Here is an 18,597-nt window from a genome sequence, read left to right as displayed (position 1 = left end):
ATGCGCCTAACCTTGCGCACGATGGCGATCCTGCTCGGCCTCGCACTCTTCCTGGCCGTTCCGCCCGCCGCCGATGCGAGCGGCAGCCCGGCGCTGCTCGGCCTTGCGAACCGCATCCTGATCTATGCGATCGCCGCGGTCAGCCTCGACCTGATCATCGGCTACGGGGCCATGGTCAGCTTCGGCCACGCCATGTTCTTCGGCCTCGGCGGCTACACGGTCGGGATCGTCGCCCACCACACCTTCGGCGGCGATCCGCTGTTCGGCTGGTCGGGCACGAACGCGGCGCTGATCGTCTGGCCGCTCGCGCTCCTCGTCTGCGCGCTCATCGCCCTGGTGGTCGGCGCGCTGGCCCTGCGAACGAGCGGCGTCCAGTTCATCATGATCACGCTCGCCTTCGCGCAGATGGTTTTCTTCGTCCTGGTCTCGCTGCAGATTTATGGCGGCGACGACGGGCTGATGCTGGAGCGGCGCAACCAACTGCCACTGATCGATCTCGCCCGGCCGCAGACCTTCTACTATCTCTGCCTGGCGCTGCTCGTGGCCTGGACGGCAATCTGCGCCTCGATCGTCAACTCACGCTTCGGCCTCGTCCTCCAGGCGCTGCGCCAGAGCGAGCGGCGCGCCATCAATCTCGGCATCCGCCCCTTCCCGTTCCGGCTTGCGGCCTTCGTGATCTCAGCGGTCGGAACCGGGCTCGCCGGCGTGCTGTGGGCGAACTACGCGCGTTTCGTCACCCCGGACATGGCCGCCTGGAGCAAATCCGGCGAGTTCATGGCGATCGTCGTGCTGGGCGGGCTCGGCACCCTGCTCGGCCCCATCGCCGGCACGGCGGTGTTTATCGCGCTCGAGCAACTCCTCTCGACCTGGACCGAGCACTGGATGATCGTGATGGGACCGGTCCTGACGCTGGTTGCACTGTTCGGCCGGCGTGGCATCGCCGGCCGCCTGTTCGGAGGCCGTCGTGACTGATGCACTTCCCCGGATCGCCGCGACGCCCGTCCTTGCGATCGAAAAGCTTCGCAAGAGTTTCGGAGCGCTGGTCGCGACCGACGATGTCTCGCTGGAGGTCGGCCCCGGTGAGTTGCACGCGCTGATCGGGCCCAACGGCGCCGGCAAATCGACGCTGATCACCCAGATCTGCGGCGAGATCAGGCCGAATGCCGGGCGCATCCTGTTCGACGGCCGCGACGTCACCGGATTGCCGGCGCCGGCGCGCGCGCGGCTCGGCCTCGGCCGCACCTTCCAGATCACGCAACTCTGCCCCGACTTCACCGCGGTCGAGAACGTGCTGCTTTCGATCGAGGCGCGGCATGGCGGCTCCTTCGACATGCTGTCCAATCCGCGCCGGAATGCCGCCCATCTCGAGCTTGCGTGGGACTGGCTCGATCAGGTCGGCCTTGCAGCGCAGGGCGACCGCACGGTCGCGGAGCTGGCGCATGGCGAGCGCCGGCAGCTCGAGATCGCGGTGGCGCTGGCCCGCCAACCCAAGCTGCTGTTGCTCGACGAGCCGATGGCGGGAATGGGAGCGGAGGAATCGGCGAGCCTCACCAGGCTGCTCCAGAGCCTGAAACGCCGCTACGCCATCCTGCTCGTCGAGCACGACATGGATGCTGTCTTCGCGCTGGCCGACCGCATCAGTGTCCTGGTCTATGGGCGGGTCGTGTTCACGGGCACGGTCGAGGAGGTTCGCGGGCATCCGGAAGTCCGCGCCGCCTATCTCGGGGAGGATCGGCCATGCTGACGATCGAGGCATTGGAAGCCGGCTATGGACAGAGCCGGGTCCTGTTCGGCCTGTCGATGGTCGCGCGGGCCGGCGAGGTTGTCTCGCTGATCGGCCGCAATGGCATGGGCAAGACGACGACGGTGCGCGCCATCATGGGCATGACCCGTCCGACCGGCGGTAGTGTCAGCTTCGGAGGCCGCCCGCTCGCCGGTCTCGCGCCGCACGCGATCGCGCGGTTGGGACTTGGGCTCGTGCCGGAGGGACGGCGGATCTTCCCATCGCTGACGGTCGAGGAGAACCTCGTCGCCACCGCGCGCGCCGACGCGCAAAGCAGCGGTGCGTGGACGCTCAAGCGGGTCGTGGCGCTCTTCCCGCGGCTCGGCGAGCGGCGGCGGCAATCGGCGCGGACGCTCTCGGGCGGCGAGCAGCAGATGCTGGCGGTCGGGCGGGCGCTGATGACGAATCCACGCCTGCTCATCCTCGACGAGGCGACGGAGGGACTGGCGCCGCTGATCCGCGCCGAAATCTGGCGCTGCCTGCACCAGCTCAAGCAGGCGGGGCAGACCATCGTCGTCATCGACAAGAACCTGGGCGAGATGGCCGCGCTGGTCGACCGCCACCACATCGTCGAGAAGGGCCGCGTCGTCTGGTCAGGCACGCCCGGCGCGCTCGATCGCGAGGCCGACCTCGCCAAGCGCTATCTCGGCATCTGACGGAGGCGGAAGGATGACGCAGGCACCGATCCTCTATCACGGCATGGACAGAGCTACCCTGGCGCGCGAATACGATGCGCGCGGCAGCGTGCCGTCCTTCGATGCAGAATACGCACGCTACCTCGCGAACAGCCAGGCTGTGCACCGCGAGCATCGGCGCATCGCCGATATCGTCTATGACGAGGCCAGCGGCGAGACGCTCGACATCTATCCCGCCGAACCGGGCGCGCCGCTCTTCCTCTGGATCCATGGCGGCTATTGGCGGGCGACCTCGAAGGACGACAATGCCTTCGTCGTGCCCGGCCTGACGGCGCAAGGCTTTGCCGTCGCGGTGATGAATTACACCCTGGCGCCGCAAGCCTCGCTGGACGAGATCGTGCGCCAAACCCGCGCCGCCCTTGGCTTTCTCCATCGCGAGCGGGCGCGCTACGGCTTCGGCGGAGTTTCGGTAGGCGGCTCCTCGGCGGGCGGGCACCTCACCGCGATGCTGCTCGCCGGCGGCTGGCATGCCGCTTACGGCATGCCAGGGGATGTGATCGAGGTCGCGCTCGACCTCTCCGGCCTGCACGAGCTCGAGCCGCTTCGTCACATCGAGGTCAATAGCTGGCTCTCGCTCGACGATGCGATGATCGATCGCAACAGCCCCATCCGCCATATCCCCAGCCGCTCGTCGACGACGCTGATTACCGCCGTCGGCGGGCTCGAGACCAGCGAATTTCGTCGCCAGACCTCAGCTTACGCCACGGCCTGGGCCGATGCCGGACATCGCGGCGACACCATCGCCATGCCGCGACACAATCATTTCGACATAGCCCTCAGCCTCGGCGAACGCGACAGCGTCCTGGCGGCAAACGTCGCGGCCGCGCTGAGGCAGCAGTCCGCCTGACGACGGTAAGCCGGCGCCCTGACCTCGCGCATAGCGAACCTGCTGGACATCGCCGCCGAATTGCGGAATCTCGCGGCGATGACCGAAGCACCGCAAGCTGATGCGCATTTCCATCGTGCCGAATGGCCGTTCTACTGGATCGCGCGCGTCACCGGCCGCTATTTCCAGACCATGGAGACAGCGCTGGACCGGATCGGCATCGACGTTCCCAGCTATCGTGTGCTGATGACGCTCTATGAAGATCGTCGTGTCAGCGTTTCCGCCATCGCCGATGCCTGCGTGATCAAGCTCAGCACCGCCACGCGGATCGTCCAACGCATGGCGAAGGACGGGCTGGTCGAGACACAGCCGAGTCCAAGCGACCGCCGTGTCACCGAAGTCAGCCTGACGCCCAAAGGCGAGGCCCTGCGCCACCAGGCCTGGGCGATCGCGGAGGGTGTCCTTGCCCACGCCTTCGCCGGCGTCGATGAGCTCGAGCGGCAGCGTTTGAACCACCTGCTCGCCAACGTCTTCGATCGCCTGCCGGGCTGAGCGCCCCGTTCGCGCTCCTCACCCTACGGGACTGGCGGGCGTTCCGGCGCCCTTTGCGCATATGGCCGAAGGGTAGCGGGATGAGGGATTGCCAACACGGTAGGGATGCGTCATGTTACGTGAATAATCACGTAAATAACATTGAGAAACTCGCCCGCATGCCGTCGACCGCCGCGCGGCCAAGCCGCTGACGTGGCGGGCCAGGCGCAGCGCAAACTGTGGAGGGAAGAGCCATGAACAAGGCCTTGAACCCCGGCGCGGCTCGAGACGCCGTCCTGAGCGCACTTCTCGACGAGATCCGCGCGCGCCGCGACGAGTTCGAGAAGCTGACCTATGTGCCCCTCGACATGGTCGGCAAACTCAAGACTGTCGGAGCCTATCGTGCCTTCGTGCCGAAGGAGCTGGGGGGCGACGCAAGCAGCCCGGCCGAATTCTGCCGGCTCATCGAACGGCTTTCGGAGGCGGATGCCTCGACCGGGTGGGTCGCGAGCTTCGGCGTCTCCGCTGTCTATCTCGCCGCCCTGCCGCCCACGACCTTCCAGGCGATCTACGGGCAGGATCCCGACACCGTCTTCGCCGGAGCGCTTTTCCCGCCGCAGGCCGCGCGCGAGGTTGAAGGCGGTTTCGAAGTCCAGGGCCGCTGGCCCTATTGCTCGGGCTGCATGGGCGCGAGCCTGATCGGAGCCGGCATCCGCGTCGAGGGAGGCTCATCCTCGGGCCTGCCGCGCATGGCGGTGATGCCGCGCGACAAGGTCCAGATCAAGCACAGCTGGGACACGCTCGGGCTGTCCGCCACCGGAAGCCATGACGTGGTGGTCGATTGCGTGGTCGTCCCGGAGGAATGGACCTTCATCCGGGGCGGGCGCGCCCTGCGCGACGAACCGATCTTCCGCTATCCATCGATGGCGCTGGCCGCCCAGGTGCTGGCGGTCGTCGGACTGGGAACCGCCCGCGAGGCGCTGAACTGGCTTCACCGCGAGGCACGCGACAAGCCGGCGATCACCGGCGCTCCGCCGATCGGCGCCCGCCCGCACATCCAGGCCGAACTCGGCCGGGCCGAGGCCAGGCTGCGGTCTGCCCGCAGCTTTTTCTACGAGGCGATCGAAGAGGCGTGGGACGATATTCTCGCCGGCGACGAACTCGAGCGCGATGTGCATGTCCGTCTGCGCCTAGGTGCAACCGAGGCGGCCGCGGCCGGCGCCGAGGTCACCCGCATGGCCTTCGTCATGGCCGGGTCGGAGGCCATTCGCAGAGGCCATCTGATCTCGCGTTGCATGCTCGATGCCGCCGCCGTGGCGCAGCATGCCTTCCTTGGCCAGGGCACCTGGACGTCCGCCGGCGCGGCCTTGCTCGGCCAGCCCAGTTTCCCCGGCTATCCCTAAAGGAGATGGAAAATGACCGAAGCCAAGCCTATCCGCACCCTGTTCTGCATCGCCGTGCAGCAGAATTTCTTCGACCTGCCCTTCTCGCAGATTGGCCCGGTCTGGAAGGCCTTCGGCTCGATGATGAAGGGGATCTCGGAGCTTCCCGGCGTCAAGATCCTCGGCATGCTCGACGACGACGAAACCATGGTCGGCACATCTCCGGCCGGCTTCCCCTGGACGGCCTACATCATGGCCGACGTTCCGGACCGCGAGACCGTGCGGCTGGCCTGCAACCTCTTCCGCACCACGCCCGTGGGCGACACGGACGAGCGGCTTTGGAAGTACTGCCGGGTCGAGGCCCGGATGGGCCGGGCCCTGGAAGTTCCGACCAATCTCTGAAGGCAGCCCATCGCCTGCACGGAGCTCGCATGACCGCCAGCGACACCCCCCACACCGCCATCGTCACCGGCTCGGGCTCAGGCTTCGGAGCCGTCGCCACCCGCGCGCTGCATCAGGCCGGCCATCGGGTCGTCGTCACCGATATCGACGGCGATGCGGCACGACGTCTGGCCATGGAGCTCGACCCTGCCGGGGCGAGCGCCATTGCGGCCGTACTCGATGTCCGCCGGCCAGAGGATTTCGAACGCGTCCGCGACAAGGCGATCGGCCACTGGGGTTCGGTCGAGATTCTCGTCAACAACGCCGCCGTGACGGTTGCGCGGCCGCTGCTGGAGATCGAGCCAGCCGAGTTCAACGCCGTGATGGCGACCAATGCAGGCGGGGTCTTCGCCGGCAGCCAAATCCTCGGCCGGCACTTCAAGGAGCGCGGCTACGGCCGCATCGTGAACCTCGCCTCGCTCGCGGGCCAGAACGGCGGCACGGCGACCGGCGCCCATTACGCCGCCTCGAAAGGCGCGATCCTGACCCTGACGAAAGTCTTCGCTCGCGATCTTGCGCCCTTCGGCATCACCGTGAACGCGATCGCGCCGGGCCCGATGGACACTCCGCTCGTCCATGCGCTTGTGCCGGCAGAAAAGATGCCCGGCCTGCTCGCCAACATCCCGGTGGGGCAACTGATCGAGCCTGGCTTCGTCGCCTCGGTCGTCGTGCTGCTGGCGTCCTCCACAGCCTCCGCGGTGACCGGGGCCTGCTGGGACGTCAATGGCGGGCTCTTCATGCGCTGAGGCGCGACGCGCCGGACAAATTCGAGGGAGAGAGCCGATGGATGTCAGCGCCACGAGCTTCCGCGAAGGCATGAGCTGCCTGGGCGCCGCGGTCAGTCTCATCACCTCGGGTGGTCCCGAAGGGCGCCATGGGATGACCGCCTCGGCCGTCTGCTCGATCACCGACAGTCCGCCGACGCTGCTGGTCTGCGTGAACCAGAAGAACCGCTCGCACGACGTCTTCAACGGCAACGGCAATCTCTGCGTCAACGTCCTCGCCGGCAGGCACGTGGCGTTGGCGGACACTTTCGCCGGGCGCGGCGACACGACCCGCTTCGAGACCGGGAACTGGATGACCCTGGAGACCGGAGCGCCCGTACTGGTGGACGCGGTCGCCGCCTTCGACTGTCGGATCATGGAGCGTCGCGCGATCGGCAGTCATTCGGTCTTCTATGCGAGGGTCGTCGCCCTGCTCAAATCGGCACAGGCAGCCGAGACCGTGATCTGGTTCGACCGCCGCTATCACCCGCTGAAGGCGGCACTGCCGGAGCAAGGTGGCCCGGCCTGAGGAGCTGCGGCAATCCCCGTGCTCTTTTCCGCTTCCGCCGCGATCAATCGCCCCAGCCCGCAGCGCTGGATATGGCGGCGGCGCGTGAGCGCAGCGCCTCGGCGATCGGACCGGTGAGGTCGTCGTCCATGGTGCCGATCGGTCCCATCAGGGTGATCGCCGCGATCATCAACCCGGTCTGATCGAGAATCGGGGCCGAGAGCGAAGTGAAATTCGCCAGGAGCGCGTCACGGCAGCGGCTGATGCCTGCGGCGCGGATCGAGGCCAGCATTGTCTCGAGCTCGCCACGATCGCGCGGCGTGTCGTCAGGCCCTCCCCGCTCGTGCCGCGTCCGCTCCTCCTTGAGCGCCGCCACGACGAGCTCCTCGCTGAACGCGGGCGGCAGATGCGCGACGAAATTGCGCCCGAGCGCCGAGCGAAGCAGCGGCAGCACGCTACCGACGCGAAGCTCCAGAATGGGGCGATTCCCGCCGGCCTCGACACGGTAGATGATCGTCGGCCCGCGATTGCCCCAGACCCCGAGGAAGACGGTCTGGCCGATCTCCTCGGCGAGACCGGTCATGACCGGTCTCGCGGCCGTGAACACGTCGAACTGCTCGATCGCAGCCAGACCGAGCTTCAGCGCATAGGGGCCGAGCGCATAGCAGCCGGTGTCCTCCTCCTGCCGCACGATGCCCACCGCCTGGAAGCTGACCAGATAGTAGTGGACGTTGGCAGCCGACATACCGGTGCCCGCGGCGATGGCCTTGAGTGGCACCGGCCGCAGCGCCATGCGCAGATGATCGAGGATGCGGAAGCCGATCTCGATCGACTGGATGCCGCGCCGAGCCGGGCGTCCGGCCTTTTCATCTGCACCCGCGAAGAATTGTTCCGCGGCCGGCCTGGGCCGCTCGGCCTGCGAGGATGAAGCGGATCGCGACCGGGCCAGGCGCGCCGCCGAATCGGAATCGCCCGGCAAATTTCCCTTTTTTGTCAATTGAATAACCCCATTCGCGGCGTGCCTGAATTGTGGGCAAGGCCGGGTGGAATTTCAAGCTTGCTTGATTTGATAATATCAATCAGATTTGACGATAGAGAAAATGCAGCGGCTTCCGGCATCGACCTGAAGCACGACAACCGGGGAACGGGGGATATCATGGACACCGCGATGCGGGCCGGAGCGGCCCATCACGATCTGACACGCTCGGAGGAGAAGCAGGTCGTCCTCGCTTCGACGCTCGGGACGATCTTCGAGTGGTACGATTTCTTCATCTACGGCTCGCTCGCCGTCTTCATGAGTTCGGTCCTGTTCCCGCCGGACAATCCGACCGCCGCCTTGCTCGCATCGCTCGGGGCTCTCGCCGCCGGCTTCGTGATCCGCCCCATCGGCGCGATCTTCTTTGGCCGGCTGGGCGACCTCGTCGGCCGCAAGTACACCTTCCTGATCACCATCGTGATGATGGGCGCGAGCACGGCGCTGATCGGCTTCCTGCCGAGCTATGCGGCGGTCGGCCACGCCGCCTGGATCTCGCTCGTCGTGCTGCGGCTCGTTCAGGGGCTCGCGGTCGGCGGCGAATATGGCGGGGCGGTAATCTATGTCGCCGAGCATTCTGCCCCGGCGCGGCGGGGACTGCTGACGGGCTGGATCCAGATCACCTCCTCGATCGGGCTCGCCCTCTCGATCCTCGTCATCCTCGGGACGCAGGCGGCGATGAGCGATGCCGCCTTCCGGGAATGGGGCTGGCGGCTGCCCTTCATCCTCTCGATCGCCATGCTGGCCTTCTCCGTCTACATCCGCGCCAGGCTGCATGAATCGCCGGTTTTCGCCCGGATGAAGGCGGAGCGGCGGCTGTCGCCTACGCCGGTCAAGGACACGTTCGGCCGCTGGTCGAGCCTGCGCCTCGTGCTGATCGCCTTGTTCGGCGTCACCGCCGGAATGGGCGCGACCTATTTCACCGGCCAGTTCTACGTGATGATCTTCATGCAGCAGGTCGCCAAGATCGACCTGCAGACCTCCTACACGCTGATGGGAATCGGGCTGCTGATCGGTTCCCCCGCCTTTGTCCTCTTTGGATGGCTGTCCGACCGGGTCGGGCGCAAATGGCTGATGATGACGGGCCTGGCGCTCTCGGCGCTGCTCTACAAGCCGCTGTTCTCGTCACTGCTGGAAGCCGGCAATCCCGCCCTTCTCGCGGCGATGCGGACCGCACCGGTCACGGTCCATGCCGATGCCGCCAGCGACGCTTGCCGGTTCGGCCTCACCGCTTCGCTCATCAGTTCGCATCCCGACCACGCCAAGCCGTGCGTCCAGGCCAAGAAGCTGCTGATCGCGAGCGGAATCAACTTCCAGTACGGCACGCCGGTCGCCGGTACGCCAGTGGCCGTCAGCGTCGCGGGAACGACCGTTCCCGGCTTCGATCCGCCGGCGTACCGGCAGGCGCTGACCGCGGCGGGCTATCCCGCCAAGGCCGACCCGGCGCAAGTCGCATCAGGCCGGATCGTCGCGCTGATCGTCGCCATGACGCTGATCGTCGCCATGGTCTACGGCCCCGTCGCATCCTTCCTGGTCGAGTTCTTCCCTGCCAATATCCGCTACACGGCACTGTCCTTCCCCTATCACATCGGCGCCGGAATCTTCGGCGGGTTCCTGCCGTTCTTCGCGACCTGGCTGTCGCTGTCGGTCGGCGATGTCTTCGCCGGGCTCTGGTATCCCATCGTCATCACCGCGGTGGTGTGCGTGATCGGATCGCTGCTGCTGCCGAACCGTCCCGAGCTCGAGCCTGGCAACTGATCCCCTCAGCCACGCGGCGGCTCCGATCCGGGCTGCCGCGTGCACTCCCAATCATCGACTGAAGTGAGTTGATCCGATGCAGCAGCCACCCCTGCCACGCTACAAGGCTGCCGTCGCGCAGGCAGCCTCCGTTCCGGATGATGCGCAGGCTTCAACGGCGAAGGCCGCCGGGCTGATCAGGCAGGCGGCGCAGGCCGACGCGCGCCTTATCGTGTTTCCGGAGGCATTTCTCGGTGGCTATCCGAAGGGGCATTCCTTCGGTGCGCCGGTCGGCATGCGCAAGCCGGAGGGCCGGGAGGCGTTCCGCCGCTACTGGGAAGCGGCCATCGCGCTCGACGGACCCGAGGTTGCGCTGATCGCCGAAGCGACGGCCGAGACCGGTCTCTTCGCCGTCATCGGCTGCATCGAGCGCGACGGTGGCACGCTCTACTGCACGGTCCTGTTCTTCGACGGCGCGCGGGGCCTGGTCGGCAAGCACCGCAAGCTGATGCCGACCGCGGGGGAGCGGCTGATCTGGGGCTTCGGCGACGGCTCGACCATGCCCGTCATCGAGACCTCGCTCGGCCGGATCGGCGCCGTGATCTGCTGGGAGAACTACATGCCGATGCTGCGCATGCACATGTTCGCGCAGAACATCGGCATCTATTGCGCGCCTACCGCCGACGATCGCGACAGCTGGCTGCCCTCCATGCGTCATATCGCGCTGGAGGGCCGCTGCTTCGTGCTGAGCGCCTGCCAGCACATCCGCCGCGGTGCCTATGCCGGCGACTACGAATGCGCGCTCGGCGACGATCCGCAGACCGTGCTGATGCGCGGCGGCAGCGCCATCGTCGATCCGCTCGGCGCCGTCCTGGCCGGGCCCGACTTCGAAGGCGAAACGATCCTCTACGCCGAGATCGATCTCGGGCAGATCGCCCGCGGCAAATTCGATTTCGACGTGGCCGGGCACTATGCCAGGCCGGACGTGTTCCAGCTCACGGTCGATGACCGGCCCAAGCGCGCCGTCGCGACGCTCGGTGGCAAAGATATCACGTGGCAGGACTGACCTCGATGCTGTTCGACATGGAAGCGCTGCCGGCGCAGGAGCGCTACAAGATCCTGACCGCCACGATCGTGCCGCGCCCGATCGCCTGGATCACCACCCTGTCACGCGCAGGCATCGTCAACGCCGCGCCCTTCAGCTTCTTCAACATGATGGGCAACGACCCACCGACGGTCGCGATCGGCATCATGCCCCAGAACGGCAGGCTGAAGGATACCGCCGCCAACATCCTCGAAACCGGCGAGTTCGTGGTCAATCTCGTCGCGGAAGCGAATGCGGAAGCGATGAACGAGACCTGCATCGACGCGCCGCCCGAGGTCGACGAACTCGCGCTGGCGGGGCTGACGCCGCTGCCGTCGCACGCCGTCCAGCCGCCGCGCATCGGCGAGGCACCGGTCGCGCTCGAATGCAAAGTCCTGACCTCTCTGGTCACGGGACCGCTGCAAACCATCGTGATCGGCAGGGTGCTCAATGCCCATGTCGACGACCGCTTCGTCATCGATGCCGAGCGCCGCTACATCGACACGCCGGGGCTGAAGCTCATTGCCCGCCTGCACGCGAGCGGGGGATATCTGCGCTCGACCGACCACTTTCATATGGAGCGGCCGATTTGGGCGAAGCGGCAGGCAAAGCGTTCCGCAACGCGGGAAGCTTAACCCCCCTTTGGCATGCCCCAATGAACGGCCGGTTCAGGCTCGTCCATGCTTGGTTTGCGGCAAATCATTCCCACTCGATCGTGCCGGGGGGCTTGCTGGTCACGTCGTAGACGACCCGGTTGATGCCCTTGACCTCGTTGATGATGCGGGTCGCGGTGCGGCCAAGGAAGGCCATGTCATAGGGATAGAAATCCGCTGTCATGCCGTCGACCGAGGTCACGGCGCGCAAAGCGCAGACATGGTCGTAGGTGCGGTAGTCGCCCATCACGCCGACGGTGCGCACTGGCAACAGCACGGCGAAGGCCTGCCAGATCACGTCGTAGAGCCCGGCCTTGCGGATCTCCTCGAGATAGATCGCATCCGCCTTGCGCAGGATGTCGAGCTTCTCCTTGGTGATCTCGCCGGGGCAACGGATGGCGAGGCCCGGGCCCGGGAAGGGGTGGCGGCCGACGAAGGCCTCGGGCAGGCCGAGCTCGCGGCCGAGGACGCGGACCTCGTCCTTGAAGAGTTCGCGCAGCGGCTCGACGAGCTTCATCTTCATGCGCTCGGGCAGGCCGCCGACATTATGGTGGCTCTTGATCGTCACCGACGGGCCGCCGCTGAACGAGACGCTCTCGATCACATCGGGATAGAGCGTGCCCTGGGCGAGGAAGTCTGCACCGCCGAGCTTGGCCGCCTCGGCGTCGAAGACGTCGATGAAGAGCCGGCCGATGGTCTTGCGCTTGGCCTCCGGATCGGCGCCGCACTTGGCGAGCTCGCTCAGGAAAAGCTCTTCGGCCGCAACATGGACCAACGGGATGTTATAGTGATCTCTGAAGAGGCGCACGACCTCCTCCGCCTCGTTCATCCGCATCAGGCCGTGATCGACGAAGACGCAGGTGAGCTGATCGCCGATCGCCTCGTGGATCAGCACGGCGGCGACCGCCGAGTCGACACCGCCTGAGAGCCCGCAGATCACACGGCCAGTGCCGACCTGGTCGCGGATCTTCTTGATCATCTCGGCGCGATAGGCTGACATGCTCCAGTCGGGCTTGCAGCCGCAGATGTCGACGACGAAGTTGCGCAGCAGCTTGGCCCCGTCGGGCGTATGCACCACCTCGGGGTGGAACATCGTCGAATAGAAGCGCCTCTCCTCGTCGCTCGCCACCGCATAGGGGGCGTTCTCCGAGGTCGCCTTGACGGTGAAGCCGGCCGGCAGCTGCGTGACGCGGTCGCCATGGCTCATCCAGACCGGATAACGCCCGCCCTGCTCCCAGACGCCCGCGAACAGGGCCGAGGGGGTGACGATCTCGACATCGGCGCGCCCGAATTCGGCGGCATGACCGCCTTCGACCGTGCCGCCGAGCTGATGGGCCATGGTCTGCTGGCCATAGCAGATGCCGAGCAGCGGCAGCCCCGCGGAAAACACCTCCTGCGGCGCGCGCGGCGAATTGCCGTCGGGTACCGAGGCTGGGCCGCCGGAGAAGATCACGCCTTTCGGCTTCAGGCGCTGGAACGCCTCGGAGGCCGACTGGAACGGCGCGATCTCGCAATAGACCCCGATCTCACGGACCCGGCGCGCGATCAGCTGCGTGACCTGGCTGCCGAAGTCGATGATCAGGATGGAGTCGTGATGGGCGGGGTTTTGGGGCTGGGCGCTCATCGCGCCCGGTTACGCCATCGCGCGCGAGCGCGCAACGGCGCAGAAAGCGGATCAGGCCGGCACTGCATAAACCTCAGGACGAGACGCGGTTGAGGAAGATCAGCCGCAGCGGCTCGGCCAGCAGGCTGCCGGCCTTGGCCGCGAACGCCTGGAAGTGCGGCGTCGCCTTGTGAACCTCGAGCGCGGCCGCGCTGGTGAACGCCTCGCGCATGTAGAAGGTGCCGGGTTCGTCGCGCAGTTCGAACAGCACATAGTCGAGGCAACCCGGCTCGGCCCGCGTCGGCTCGATCAGCGCGAGCAGCCTCTCGCGCAACGCCTCTCGCTGGCCGGGCTTTGCCTTCAGGATCGCGATGGAGATCAAGGTCTCGTCGGTTGTCTGTGTCATGGGCGGCACCCTTGCTGATGAAGATACCGGAGATGTCGGCCCAGCCTGACCGGCGCAAGACGCACAAATCGTGCCCTTAGGGACAGGATTGATACCGCCGTCGCGTTGCGGCCATGGTCAGGCCGGCGCGGCAAGGCAGCTCAGATAGAACCCATCCGTCCCGGTCCGGCGCGGCGAGAGCTGCAGGCCGAAGCGCGTAGCGAAGCGAGCGAGCAGGCCGAAATCGACCTCGCCGGTATCGAGCAACGAACGCGTCGCCACCGGCGCGAAGCCGGCATGGCACGCCAGGAAGGCCTCGACGGCGCCGTCGTTCTCCTCTGGCAGCATCGAGCAGGTGATATAGGCGATGCGTCCGCCCGGCTTCACCAGGCTGGCGGCGCGGCCCAGCACCTGCGCCTGCTCCTTGACACGCTCGGCCAGCGCGCCAGGGCGCACCCGCCACTTCGCATCGGGATTGCGCCGCCAGGTGCCGGAGCCGGTGCAGGGCGCATCGACAAGCACGAGGTCGATCGTGCCTGACAGATCGGCGAGCGCGTCATGGCCGCGGTTCCTGGGCACGCGGACCTCGACATTCCCGGCCCCCGAGCGGGTAAGCCGGTCATGCAGCGGCGCCAGCCGGCGGCTGTCGAGATCGGTGGCGAAGATGCGGCCCTTGCCGCCGAGCACCGCAGCGAGCGCCAGCGTCTTGCCGCCGGCACCGGCGCAGAGGTCGACGACGCTCATGCCGGGCTGGGCGCCGGCGAGCAGGGTCACGAGCTGCGAGCCTTCGTCCTGAATCTCGAACTCGCCGTTGAAGAAGCTCGGCTCGCTCTGCAGCGACGGGCCGCGGCCATCAGGGCCGGGCAGGAAGCGCAAGGCATCAGGCGACCAGGCGCCCGGCTCGGGCTGAAGATGCGCCAGCGCGGCGCGCAGCCTGTCGCGATCGGTCTTCAGCCGATTGGTCCGGATATCGGCCGGCGCCCTACCCGCTAGCGCCTGCCCTTCTGCGATCGCATCCTCGCCGAAACCGGCCATAAAGGAGGGCCAGAGCCAGTCCGGTACATCGGCCTGCATCCAGCCGGGCGCGGCGTTGAGATCGAAGGCGGCGAGCCCGGCGACCTCGAACTCGGTCAGCGGTGCGGGGGCGTGATTCTGTCCGCTGCAGAGGTCCGAGATTTCCTCGACGCCCAGGCCGCGCTGGCTGACCAGCATGCCGAGCACGAGCGCCCGCGGCGTCTCCTCACCGAGCGCATGGACCGAGGAAGCGCGGCGGCGCAACGCGTCATAGACCAGCGAAGCGACGGCGGCGCGATCCTTCGAGCCGGCGAAACGGCGTGACAGCCCCCAGTCCTTCAGCGCGTCGGCAGCCGGGCGCCGGCGCTCGATCAGGTCCGCCAGGACTTCGATGGCGGCGCTGATGCGGGCAGCGGGGGTCATGTCCGGCAGTTCCTGTGCTTGCTTTGCATTGCGGTCCTCGAGCCCGGCGCCATTTGGAACGATTCCGAAGCGCGACAGCACCCTTGACGCCCTCGTCCCACAGGGCGCAAGACGATACAACTCCTTCCGCAACGCCAACCGCCCAGGAACCTCTGCAATGACCGCCCTCTCCCGCCTCGCGCTTGCCGGCCTGTTCTGCCTGTCGCTCGCCGCCTGCGCCACCCAGCCGGTCGACACCACGCCGCCGCCGGCCAAGCGCCTGGACGCCAAGACCTCGCTGGAAGGCCGCCGCTGAGATTTCGCGAAACGGGACAAGCCGGGGGCGCCACGCCTGGCTGGTCCCGTTTACGCCAACGGTCACACGAAGCCCGCTCCGGCCTCTGCCGAGGCGGGCTTTTTCTTGGCGAGGCGAGAGAGCGAGGGATCGGTGCAGGCCTGCGCTCCCGTAGTGCTCACTTTTTGCGAACGTCCAGGCCCAAAGCTCTGGCAACGACAATAGTCTGGTCGATCGTGATGATCGCGCCGCTGAGCTGGGTGTTGGCGGGCTCCAGCGCACTCAGATCGCTTCCTCGCAGATCACAATTCGAAAAATCGGCGCTGTGCAGCCAGGCTCCGGACAAATCGACCTCCCGGATCGAGCCATCCTGACACCGCGCGCCTGTCAGGTCCGCTTCCCGCAATCGGGTGCCGCGAAAGCTCGCTTTCCGCAAATCCGCCCCGGGAAGGCCGACGAAGGACCAGTCGCCGTCGATGACCTCCATGCTGTCAAACTGACAGCCGTCGAACATGCTTCCTACGAATTTGCATTCCGTGAAGGTGGTGTCGAAGAAATTGCACGCGGAGAAGGTGCAGTTCATGAAAGCCGCGCTGTGATGCGTAGAGCCGTTGAAGCGCGCCCGGCGAAAGGTGCATTCATTGAAGACGCAGCCCGTGTTCCGGGCCTCGCTCAGATCGAGATCGGTAAACAGCGTGCTTTGAAAGCGTCGCCGGTCGATCTCGTCGCCATACCAATCCGCACCGGCAATCGTTTCGACCGTCTTGGGGGCGGGCTCGCCATATCTCCGTTCAGCCATGATGTCCCTGCCCGTTCGAAACCCCGGCCTGCCTAGGGAGGGCGTCGGTCCGTTTCTGCTTGCAGCGCCGAGTTTCGAGTGGAGTGCGAACCGGCACCTGAGCCGATTCCCGACCTCCTCAAACCCGGGCGAGAGCCAAGACGCTTTCCTCGAATCCGAGCACTCGCTTTCATGGCCATGTCATATCCGCTGCCATAAGGTCGTGCACACTTCCGCGAGACTAGGTCAAACCATGATGAAGAACCTCCTTCTCTCGACATCGCTTCTCACCGCACTGGCGCTCCAGGCCTCGGCCGCACAGGCACAGAGCCCCGTGCCGACGCTCGACGGAAAGCCGGCCCTGATCGCCGGCCATCGCGGTGCCAGCGGCTATCTGCCCGAGCACACGCTCGAAGGCTACAAGCTCGCGATCGAGCAAGGCGCCGACTTCATCGAGCCGGATCTGGTCGCGACCAAGGACGGCCATCTCGTCGTCCGCCACGAGCCGATCATGTCGGGCACCACCGATGTCGCGACCCGGCCGGAGTTCGCCGCGCGCAAGACGACCCGCAAGGTCGACGGCGTCGACACCACCGACTGGTTCGCCTCCGACTTCACGCTCGCCGAGCTCAAGACGCTGCGGGCCAAGCAGGCCTTCGCCGATCGCGACCAGTCGCATAACGGCAAATACGAGATCCCGACGCTGCAGCAGGTCATCGATCTCGCCAAGTCCGAGAGCGCCCGCACCGGCCGCACCATCGGCATCTATCCGGAGATCAAGCACTCGACCTATCACTCGGCTCTGGGCCTGGCGATCGAGGACAAGCTGCTCGATCAGCTCAAGGCCGCCGGCTGGACGGAGAAAACCTCGCCGGTGATCATCCAGAGCTTCGAGACCGCCAACCTCAAATATCTGCGCGGCAAGACGCAATTGCGTCTGATCCAGCTCGTCGACGCCGATGATGTCGACAAGGATGGCGGCATCGTCCTCGCCGCCCCGTTCGACAAGCCCTACGACTTCGTCGTCACCGGCGACAAGCGCACCTTCAAGGACCTCGTCACTGCCGAGGGATTGAAGGAGATCAAGACCTATGCTGACGGCGTCGCCCCCTGGAAGCCCTATCTGATGCCGGCCAAGCAGGTGATCGGCGACGACGGGAAGCCGCGCGACCTCAATGGCGACGGCACGATCGACGAGCGCGACCGCGTACTGCTGCCACCGACCGACGTGGTGAAGAACGCCCACGCCGTCGGCCTCTTCGTCCACACCTGGACCTTCCGCAGCGAGCCCAAGCGCCTCGCCTCCGACTTCAAGGGCGATCCGCAGGCCGAATACAAGGCCTATCTGGCGCTCGGCATCGACGGGCTGTTCTCGGACTTCCCGGACCAGGCGGTGAAGGCACGCAACGCCAAGTAACCGCGCCGCAAAACAAGGCCGCCGCACCGACTGGGTGCGGCGGCCTCAAGAGACTCGACTGGACTTAACTCAACTCACGCTTAGTCGCAGACGCGTACCGTGCGACGCACCTCCCCACGCGGGGTTTCGCGAATCCGCGTCTCGGTGCGGCAATCACGCTCGGCACGATAGGCCCGGCGCCGCTCCCAGCGATCACGCTCGCGCCAGCGATCCTCGCGGTCCATCGCGCGCTGATGTGGCGTGCGCGGGTCGATCCTGACGCCGCCCGGCCCGATATCCACGGATTGCGCGAAGGCGCCGGAGCCGGCGAGCAGCAGGCCCGCGGCCAGGGTCGATGCAAGCAATTTCATCGGCTGTTCCTCCTGTGTTGGGAAAAGCAACGGCGAACGCCGGCAAAGGTTCCCTGTCGACATCGACTCCAGATGTGATGTCACCAACGCAAACGGCGCCCCTGAGGGCGCCGCCGCGATGACTTCCAGCGCTACCGGATCAGTGCAGGATCTGGCTGAGGAAGAGCTTGGTGCGCTCGTGCTGCGGGTTCTTGAAGAACTCGTTGGGCTCGTTCATCTCGACGATCTGGCCGGCGTCCATGAAGATGACCCGGTCGGCGACCTGGCGGGCGAAGCCCATCTCGTGGGTGACACAGAGCATGGTCATGCCCTCGTCGGCGAGCGAGACCATGGTGTCGAGCACCTCCTTGACCATTTCCGGATCGAGCGCCGAGGTCGGCTCGTCGAACAGCATGATCTTGGGGCTCATACAGAGCGAGCGGGCGATGGCGACGCGCTGCTGCTGGCCGCCGGAGAGCTGGCCCGGATATTTATGAGCCTGCTCGGGGATCTTCACGCGCTTGAGATAGTGCATGCCGATCTCCTCGGCGTCCTTCTTGGGCATCTTGCGCACCCAGATCGGCGCCAGAGTCAGGTTCTCGAGGATCGTCAGATGCGGGAACAGGTTGAAGTGCTGGAAGACCATGCCGACATCGCGGCGGATCTCGTCGATCTTCTTGAGGTCGTTGGTGAGCTCGGTGCCGTCGACGATGATCTGGCCCTTCTGGTGCTCCTCCAGCCGGTTGATGCAGCGGATCATCGTCGACTTGCCCGAGCCGGACGGGCCGCAAATGACCAGCTTCTCACCGCGCGACACCTTCAGATTGATGTCACGCAGCACGTGGAACTCGCCGTACCACTTGTTGACGCCGATCATCTCGACGGCGGTCGCGGTGTTGAGCGCGGTCTGCTTCAGCGCGGACGGGCGCGAGCTGGT

The 18,597-nt window shown here is 66.5% G+C and carries 22 protein-coding genes; 15 read left to right on the top strand and 7 right to left on the bottom strand.

The genetic code is table 11. The features are described from left to right. The 9 genes from GV161_RS24345 to GV161_RS24305 all read left to right on the top strand — a co-directional run bounded on the left by GV161_RS24345 (position 1) and on the right by GV161_RS24305 (position 6,951). Positions 1 to 972, top strand: a complete 972-nt coding sequence (locus GV161_RS24345; protein WP_244624059.1) for a branched-chain amino acid ABC transporter permease — start codon at positions 1 to 3, stop codon at positions 970 to 972. Beyond that, positions 965 to 1,744 carry an ABC transporter ATP-binding protein gene (locus tag GV161_RS24340; protein WP_244624058.1) on the top strand — a complete coding sequence of 260 codons (780 nt, stop codon included), beginning with the start codon at positions 965 to 967 and terminating at the stop codon, positions 1,742 to 1,744. Before GV161_RS24345 ends, GV161_RS24340 begins: the two co-directional genes overlap by 8 nt. Continuing rightward, positions 1,738 to 2,439, top strand: coding sequence for an ABC transporter ATP-binding protein (locus GV161_RS24335; RefSeq protein WP_152014495.1), 702 nt, complete (start codon positions 1,738 to 1,740; stop codon positions 2,437 to 2,439). The genes GV161_RS24340 and GV161_RS24335 overlap by 7 nt, the downstream gene beginning before the upstream one ends. A gap of 13 nt (positions 2,440 to 2,452) precedes the next feature. Continuing rightward, positions 2,453 to 3,325, top strand: coding sequence for an alpha/beta hydrolase (locus GV161_RS24330; protein ID WP_244624057.1), 873 nt, complete (start codon positions 2,453 to 2,455; stop codon positions 3,323 to 3,325). Between the two features lie 78 nt (positions 3,326 to 3,403). After that, positions 3,404 to 3,856, top strand: a complete 453-nt coding sequence (locus GV161_RS24325; RefSeq protein WP_152014494.1) for a MarR family winged helix-turn-helix transcriptional regulator — start codon at positions 3,404 to 3,406, stop codon at positions 3,854 to 3,856. Positions 3,857 to 4,089: 233 nt separating this feature from the next. Next, on the top strand, positions 4,090 to 5,238 hold the full coding sequence (locus GV161_RS24320) for an acyl-CoA dehydrogenase family protein (RefSeq protein WP_152014493.1): 1,149 nt from the start codon (positions 4,090 to 4,092) through the stop codon (positions 5,236 to 5,238). A 12-nt stretch (positions 5,239 to 5,250) separates the two neighbouring features. Beyond that, on the top strand, positions 5,251 to 5,619 hold the full coding sequence (locus tag GV161_RS24315; protein WP_152014492.1) for a hypothetical protein: 369 nt from the start codon (positions 5,251 to 5,253) through the stop codon (positions 5,617 to 5,619). 29 nt (positions 5,620 to 5,648) lie between these two features. Continuing rightward, the gene (locus tag GV161_RS24310; protein WP_152014491.1) at positions 5,649 to 6,404 is read left to right on the top strand and encodes an SDR family oxidoreductase; all 756 of its coding nucleotides are present in this window, start codon (positions 5,649 to 5,651) and stop codon (positions 6,402 to 6,404) included. A 37-nt stretch (positions 6,405 to 6,441) separates the two neighbouring features. Beyond that, the gene (locus GV161_RS24305) at positions 6,442 to 6,951 is read left to right on the top strand and encodes a flavin reductase (RefSeq protein WP_193219537.1); all 510 of its coding nucleotides are present in this window, start codon (positions 6,442 to 6,444) and stop codon (positions 6,949 to 6,951) included. Positions 6,952 to 6,994: 43 nt separating this feature from the next. Here GV161_RS24305 and GV161_RS24300 read toward each other — a convergent pair whose 3' ends face one another. Continuing rightward, a complete protein-coding gene (locus tag GV161_RS24300; RefSeq protein ID WP_152014490.1) occupies positions 6,995 to 7,723 on the bottom strand; it encodes an IclR family transcriptional regulator in 729 nt (242 codons plus the stop codon). Between the two features lie 16 nt (positions 7,724 to 7,739). Between GV161_RS24300 and GV161_RS31015 the strand changes: the two genes are divergently transcribed. The 4 genes from GV161_RS31015 (at position 7,740) to GV161_RS24285 (ending at position 11,419) form a co-directional block, all read left to right on the top strand. After that, positions 7,740 to 7,931 carry a hypothetical protein gene (locus GV161_RS31015; protein WP_152014489.1) on the top strand — a complete coding sequence of 64 codons (192 nt, stop codon included), beginning with the start codon at positions 7,740 to 7,742 and terminating at the stop codon, positions 7,929 to 7,931. Between the two features lie 155 nt (positions 7,932 to 8,086). Further along, entirely contained in the window at positions 8,087 to 9,721 is a 1,635-nt protein-coding gene (locus GV161_RS24295; protein WP_152014488.1) for an MFS transporter, read from the top strand. Positions 9,722 to 9,797: 76 nt separating this feature from the next. After that, positions 9,798 to 10,766: a carbon-nitrogen hydrolase family protein gene (locus GV161_RS24290; protein ID WP_152014487.1), complete on the top strand. Its 969-nt coding sequence runs from the start codon at positions 9,798 to 9,800 to the stop codon at positions 10,764 to 10,766. Beyond that, positions 10,754 to 11,419 carry a flavin reductase family protein gene (locus tag GV161_RS24285; RefSeq protein ID WP_244624055.1) on the top strand — a complete coding sequence of 222 codons (666 nt, stop codon included), beginning with the start codon at positions 10,754 to 10,756 and terminating at the stop codon, positions 11,417 to 11,419. Before GV161_RS24290 ends, GV161_RS24285 begins: the two co-directional genes overlap by 13 nt. 64 nt (positions 11,420 to 11,483) lie before the next feature. On the opposite strand, the gene guaA is transcribed toward GV161_RS24285, so the two are convergent. The 3 genes from guaA to GV161_RS24270 form a co-directional block, all read right to left on the bottom strand. After that, positions 11,484 to 13,061 carry a glutamine-hydrolyzing GMP synthase gene (gene guaA / locus GV161_RS24280; RefSeq protein WP_152014486.1) on the bottom strand — a complete coding sequence of 526 codons (1,578 nt, stop codon included), beginning with the start codon at positions 13,059 to 13,061 and terminating at the stop codon, positions 11,484 to 11,486. Positions 13,062 to 13,134: 73 nt separating this feature from the next. Further along, the gene (locus GV161_RS24275) at positions 13,135 to 13,446 is read right to left on the bottom strand and encodes a putative quinol monooxygenase (protein WP_152014485.1); all 312 of its coding nucleotides are present in this window, start codon (positions 13,444 to 13,446) and stop codon (positions 13,135 to 13,137) included. A gap of 117 nt (positions 13,447 to 13,563) precedes the next feature. Next, on the bottom strand, positions 13,564 to 14,862 hold the full coding sequence (locus GV161_RS24270; RefSeq protein WP_152014484.1) for an RsmB/NOP family class I SAM-dependent RNA methyltransferase: 1,299 nt from the start codon (positions 14,860 to 14,862) through the stop codon (positions 13,564 to 13,566). 157 nt (positions 14,863 to 15,019) lie between these two features. Here GV161_RS24270 and GV161_RS30980 point away from each other — a divergent pair, with 157 nt between their 5' ends. Then, on the top strand, positions 15,020 to 15,157 hold the full coding sequence (locus tag GV161_RS30980) for a hypothetical protein (RefSeq protein WP_167561506.1): 138 nt from the start codon (positions 15,020 to 15,022) through the stop codon (positions 15,155 to 15,157). Positions 15,158 to 15,314: 157 nt separating this feature from the next. Here the strand turns inward: GV161_RS30980 and GV161_RS24265 are convergent, their stop codons facing one another. Further along, a complete protein-coding gene (locus GV161_RS24265; protein WP_152014483.1) occupies positions 15,315 to 15,935 on the bottom strand; it encodes a pentapeptide repeat-containing protein in 621 nt (206 codons plus the stop codon). 235 nt (positions 15,936 to 16,170) lie between these two features. Here GV161_RS24265 and GV161_RS24260 point away from each other — a divergent pair, with 235 nt between their 5' ends. Then, positions 16,171 to 17,331: a glycerophosphodiester phosphodiesterase gene (locus GV161_RS24260; RefSeq protein ID WP_201303051.1), complete on the top strand. Its 1,161-nt coding sequence runs from the start codon at positions 16,171 to 16,173 to the stop codon at positions 17,329 to 17,331. 80 nt (positions 17,332 to 17,411) lie between these two features. Here the strand turns inward: GV161_RS24260 and GV161_RS24255 are convergent, their stop codons facing one another. Both GV161_RS24255 and GV161_RS24250 read right to left on the bottom strand, forming a co-directional pair. Then, entirely contained in the window at positions 17,412 to 17,681 is a 270-nt protein-coding gene (locus GV161_RS24255; RefSeq protein ID WP_152014481.1) for a hypothetical protein, read from the bottom strand. 139 nt (positions 17,682 to 17,820) lie between these two features. Continuing rightward, entirely contained in the window at positions 17,821 to 18,537 is a 717-nt protein-coding gene (locus GV161_RS24250; RefSeq protein WP_152014938.1) for an amino acid ABC transporter ATP-binding protein, read from the bottom strand. Positions 18,538 to 18,597 lie beyond the last annotated feature (60 nt).

The sequence above is a fragment of the Bosea sp. 29B genome (genome assembly GCF_902506165.1).
Taxonomy (GTDB): Bacteria; Pseudomonadota; Alphaproteobacteria; order Rhizobiales; family Beijerinckiaceae; genus Allobosea.
Note: the sequence above shows the minus strand (reverse complement) of the source record. Positions and strands in the feature narration are given on the sequence as shown.

Excerpts from the sequence above, each read along its gene's own strand:
- GV161_RS24345 (WP_244624059.1), top strand. The coding sequence starts at position 1 with ATGCGCCTAACCTTGCGCACGATGGCGATCCTGCTCGGCCTCGCACTC.
- GV161_RS24335 (WP_152014495.1), top strand. The coding sequence starts at position 1,738 with ATGCTGACGATCGAGGCATTGGAAGCCGGCTATGGACAGAGCCGGGTC.
- GV161_RS24330 (WP_244624057.1), top strand. The coding sequence starts at position 2,453 with ATGACGCAGGCACCGATCCTCTATCACGGCATGGACAGAGCTACCCTG.
- GV161_RS24325 (WP_152014494.1), top strand. The coding sequence starts at position 3,404 with ATGACCGAAGCACCGCAAGCTGATGCGCATTTCCATCGTGCCGAATGG.
- GV161_RS24320 (WP_152014493.1), top strand. The coding sequence starts at position 4,090 with ATGAACAAGGCCTTGAACCCCGGCGCGGCTCGAGACGCCGTCCTGAGC.
- GV161_RS24315 (WP_152014492.1), top strand. The coding sequence starts at position 5,251 with ATGACCGAAGCCAAGCCTATCCGCACCCTGTTCTGCATCGCCGTGCAG.
- GV161_RS24310 (WP_152014491.1), top strand. The coding sequence starts at position 5,649 with ATGACCGCCAGCGACACCCCCCACACCGCCATCGTCACCGGCTCGGGC.
- GV161_RS24305 (WP_193219537.1), top strand. The coding sequence starts at position 6,442 with ATGGATGTCAGCGCCACGAGCTTCCGCGAAGGCATGAGCTGCCTGGGC.
- GV161_RS24300 (WP_152014490.1), bottom strand. The coding sequence starts at position 7,723 with ATGGCGCTGCGGCCGGTGCCACTCAAGGCCATCGCCGCGGGCACCGGT.
- GV161_RS31015 (WP_152014489.1), top strand. The coding sequence starts at position 7,740 with ATGCGGAAGCCGATCTCGATCGACTGGATGCCGCGCCGAGCCGGGCGT.
- GV161_RS24295 (WP_152014488.1), top strand. The coding sequence starts at position 8,087 with ATGGACACCGCGATGCGGGCCGGAGCGGCCCATCACGATCTGACACGC.
- GV161_RS24290 (WP_152014487.1), top strand. The coding sequence starts at position 9,798 with ATGCAGCAGCCACCCCTGCCACGCTACAAGGCTGCCGTCGCGCAGGCA.
- guaA (WP_152014486.1), bottom strand. The coding sequence starts at position 13,061 with ATGAGCGCCCAGCCCCAAAACCCCGCCCATCACGACTCCATCCTGATC.
- GV161_RS24275 (WP_152014485.1), bottom strand. The coding sequence starts at position 13,446 with ATGACACAGACAACCGACGAGACCTTGATCTCCATCGCGATCCTGAAG.
- GV161_RS24270 (WP_152014484.1), bottom strand. The coding sequence starts at position 14,862 with ATGACCCCCGCTGCCCGCATCAGCGCCGCCATCGAAGTCCTGGCGGAC.
- GV161_RS30980 (WP_167561506.1), top strand. The coding sequence starts at position 15,020 with ATGACCGCCCTCTCCCGCCTCGCGCTTGCCGGCCTGTTCTGCCTGTCG.
- GV161_RS24265 (WP_152014483.1), bottom strand. The coding sequence starts at position 15,935 with ATGGCTGAACGGAGATATGGCGAGCCCGCCCCCAAGACGGTCGAAACG.
- GV161_RS24260 (WP_201303051.1), top strand. The coding sequence starts at position 16,171 with ATGAAGAACCTCCTTCTCTCGACATCGCTTCTCACCGCACTGGCGCTC.
- GV161_RS24255 (WP_152014481.1), bottom strand. The coding sequence starts at position 17,681 with ATGAAATTGCTTGCATCGACCCTGGCCGCGGGCCTGCTGCTCGCCGGC.
- GV161_RS24250 (WP_152014938.1), bottom strand. The coding sequence starts at position 18,537 with ATGATCGGCGTCAACAAGTGGTACGGCGAGTTCCACGTGCTGCGTGAC.